The sequence below is a fragment of the Butyrivibrio sp. MC2013 genome, assembly GCF_000424585.1.
GTDB lineage: Bacteria > Bacillota > Clostridia > Lachnospirales > Lachnospiraceae > Butyrivibrio.
The window spans coordinates 1-3,127 of the sequence record NZ_AUKE01000046.1 but is presented as its reverse complement, the minus strand read 5'-3'; the positions used below and the strand labels follow the sequence as shown (position 1 = coordinate 3,127).

Here is a 3,127-nt window from a genome sequence, read left to right as displayed (position 1 = left end):
GGAACTATGCCAAAGAAAAAACGCCTTTCTGAAAGAGTAACTTCCACTTTTCAGAATGACGTTTTTGAAGTGGAATTTAACTTTTCACTTCAGCCCTCCGTATTTTGGGAAGAGTTTATGCTCTTTATATTCTTTTCAAGTGCTGTTCTGGCAATCATGATCTGATGATCACAGCCAAGGCATTTGAGCCTGAAGTCCGCTCCGGACCTTAAGACCAGCCATTCATAGCTGCCGCAGGGATGCTTCTTTTTTAGTCTGACACAGTCTCCTACTTCTATTTTCATTATTCAGTCCAAACCTCCCCTGTGGCTTATATACATTTTTATAAGCTATAATTTGCCGCCCATTCGATTCCAAAGCAGGCTTATATCATCCCCGGGCTTTATGGCATCTGTCCCAGTATCTCTCCTATGCTTCCCTGTACCAGCAGATCAGCATCACCGTCTCTTGGCGTAGCACTCTTATTGATCACTACCAGCTTATGGCCTCTGTAATAGTCGATAAGGCCTGCAGCTGGATAAACAGCCAGGGAAGTACCTCCCACTATCAGAACGTCTGCTGCGGCGATATATGAGATAGCCTCATTTATTACCTGCATATCCAGCCCTTCTTCATAGAGGACCACATCCGGTTTGATCCTGCCTCCGCATTCGCATACAGGCACGCCCTCGCTTTTTAGGATATAATCCCTATCATAGAATTTGCCACATCTTTCGCAATAGTTCCGAAGAGTAGATCCATGGAGTTCCAGGACTTTTTGGCTTCCGGCAGCCTGATGCAGGCCGTCTATATTCTGTGTTATGACAGCTTTAAGCTTGCCTTCCTTTTCCCATCTTGCCAGGGTGAGATGAGCCTTATTGGGCTTTGCATCCGGTGCTATCATCCTGTCTTTATAGAAAGAGAAGAATTCTTCAGGCAGTCTTTCATAAAAAGTATGGCTTACTATCCGTTCCGGAGGATACTTATATTTCTGATTATATAGACCATCCTGGCTTCTGAAGTCAGGTATTCCGCTCTCTGTAGAGACACCGGCTCCCCCAAAAAAGACAATATTATCAGTTTCTTCTATTATCTCTTTTAATCTATTAAGCGCATCTTCCATATAAGACCTCCCCGGACATGATCCTATTGTTATCTACAGTATGACCCTCGGTAAACTTGTTACCGAGGATCCCGTTTTTTCATTCAGCTTTCAGCCAATCATATTGCCCCTATCAAAAGCCGGCTTTCTTTAACAGATCTGCTAACGAAGTGGTAACTTCTCCTTCGCTTTCATAATGAATCTCTTCCTCTGTTATCTCCTTGGCCATTACATCCTCAAGCGCCTTCATGCTAAGAGATAGCTTGCCATCCTTGATGGCAGTTACTTTTACCTTCACCTTCTGACCCACCTTCAGTACAGCTGCAGGATGAGCAATCCTCTGCTGGCATATCTGAGAGATATGGCAAAGTCCTGACAGACCGTTTCCCAGATCTATAAATGCTCCGTAGTTCTGAAGACTCTCTACCGTACCTTCTGTTACAAGTCCTACTTCTACATTGGATATCTTCTGTGCCCTATCTGCGTCAGCTTTCTCTTTGAGAATCTCCTTAGCTGACATAACAAGCTTTGCATTTTCCTTATCTGCAGTGATGACCCTGACCTTCAGCTTTTTACCTATATAATCATCCAGATCTTTTTCATCTACATAATTAAGTGCCAGCTTAGAAGCTGGTATAAAGCCTCTTATGCCCTCCAAAAAGGCTACTACGCCGGCCTTTACACTGGTAGTGACCTCTACTTCCAGCTCAGTCTGCTGATCAAGGTATTCTTTTAGCTTGTCCCATGCCAGCACCTTATTAGCTTCCTTTTTGGACAGCAGGATATTACCCTTTCCATCATCCAGACTCTTAACTGTTGCAGATATCTCATCACCAACTTTAATATCCTGTCTGATACTAAAATGCGGATCCTCAGAGAGATCCTCAAGCCTGATCACTCCCTGAGTATAATAGTTAAGGTCTACAGTAACATAAGTATCCATTACTCCTGTAACGATACCTTCAAGTACATCCCCCTCATTAATGGTACGAAATGATCTGTCGATAGCATCTGTAAAATCTGCCATAGACTGTCCTTCGTTTTTCATTTCTTCATCTGCCATACTAGTTGTTCTCCTCCTTAATATTTGATTTGCATTTATTTATTCTCTCACTGATTTCCTCATCTGCAGTCAGGTCATATACCATCATCAGACAGTCCAGTGCCTGACGGTAATTACCTGATCTCTCAGCCTCTCCGGCAGCTTTGACAAGGAGTGCCAGGCTTACGCTGCTTGCTGTAAGAGGAATCTCATTTTCCTTAAGTAAATCCATGATCTGGCTTTCAGACATTTCAGGAAGCTTATCTCCCATAGCCTCCTTCAGAAAAGCTATCTCGCTATCAGCCTGAGCAGAGGCTTCAAATAAGCTGCTATATTTATACAGAGCATATGATAATCGGGGCTGTCTCATCTCCAGGTAATACCAGCCCAGATCCCTGTAGTAGGCAGCCATCTCCGCTCTTGTACAGGAATACCTGTATATCTCATTGACATAGTGATAGGCTCCCCCTGTATCACCCTGCATCTTACAGCATGCTATCAGTCCGCGAATGGCTTCTGTAGATACCGGATTTTCAATATATGCGGCCATGTACTCTGTCTGCGCATCTTTGTATGATGCATTTTGAAAGAGAGCCCTGGCTTTATCAATATGAGGAGCTGACAAGTCCTGACTACTAATGTCAAAATCCTGATCATTATAATAATATTCGTAAAAGTATAATTCTGAAATATGTCTGATACTGAGTTTAGTTATAGAATCCATAAAAACAGTCCTGTTACACAGTTAATTATATGCCTCATAAGGCTCTGAAAATAGTATACCACAAGATTATTTATATAAAGAAAAAGAGAGTCTGTAAAGACTCTCTTAGAGGTGACAGGCGGATTTGAACCGCCGATCAGGGTGTTGCAGACCCACGCCTTACCGCTTGGCTATGTCACCATATTATGACCCCAAGCAGGTTCGAACTGCTGTTACCGCCGTGAAAGGGCGATGTCTTAACCACTTGACCATGGGGCCTTATTTAACTAAAGCTCCCCAA

Annotated in this window: 4 protein-coding genes and 2 tRNA genes; all 6 read right to left on the bottom strand. The window is 43.1% G+C overall.

All coding sequences use genetic code 11. The annotated features are described in order from the left end of the window. Positions 1 to 89: 89 nt before the first annotated feature. Positions 90 to 284 carry a DUF951 domain-containing protein gene (locus G636_RS0114395; RefSeq protein WP_026508610.1) on the bottom strand — a complete coding sequence of 65 codons (195 nt, stop codon included), beginning with the start codon at positions 282 to 284 and terminating at the stop codon, positions 90 to 92. 98 nt (positions 285 to 382) lie between these two features. Next, on the bottom strand, positions 383 to 1,102 hold the full coding sequence (locus G636_RS0114390) for an NAD-dependent protein deacylase (protein WP_026508609.1): 720 nt from the start codon (positions 1,100 to 1,102) through the stop codon (positions 383 to 385). Positions 1,103 to 1,214: 112 nt separating this feature from the next. Then, the gene (locus G636_RS0114385; RefSeq protein ID WP_026508608.1) at positions 1,215 to 2,144 is read right to left on the bottom strand and encodes a S1 RNA-binding domain-containing protein; all 930 of its coding nucleotides are present in this window, start codon (positions 2,142 to 2,144) and stop codon (positions 1,215 to 1,217) included. A 1-nt stretch (position 2,145) separates the two neighbouring features. Further along, positions 2,146 to 2,847: a hypothetical protein gene (locus tag G636_RS0114380; RefSeq protein ID WP_026508607.1), complete on the bottom strand. Its 702-nt coding sequence runs from the start codon at positions 2,845 to 2,847 to the stop codon at positions 2,146 to 2,148. Between the two features lie 109 nt (positions 2,848 to 2,956). Further along, a tRNA-Cys gene (locus G636_RS0114375) sits at positions 2,957 to 3,027 on the bottom strand. Between the two features lie 6 nt (positions 3,028 to 3,033). After that, positions 3,034 to 3,105: transfer RNA gene (locus tag G636_RS0114370), tRNA-Glu, on the bottom strand. Positions 3,106 to 3,127: the final 22 nt, after the last annotated feature.

What these genes read in the sequence shown, in the direction of transcription:
- G636_RS0114390 (WP_026508609.1), bottom strand. Translation starts at nt 1,102, where the DNA reads ATGGAAGATGCGCTTAATAGATTAAAAGAGATAATAGAAGAAACTGAT.
- G636_RS0114395 (WP_026508610.1), bottom strand. Translation starts at nt 284, where the DNA reads ATGAAAATAGAAGTAGGAGACTGTGTCAGACTAAAAAAGAAGCATCCC.
- G636_RS0114380 (WP_026508607.1), bottom strand. Translation starts at nt 2,847, where the DNA reads ATGGATTCTATAACTAAACTCAGTATCAGACATATTTCAGAATTATAC.
- G636_RS0114385 (WP_026508608.1), bottom strand. Translation starts at nt 2,144, where the DNA reads ATGGCAGATGAAGAAATGAAAAACGAAGGACAGTCTATGGCAGATTTT.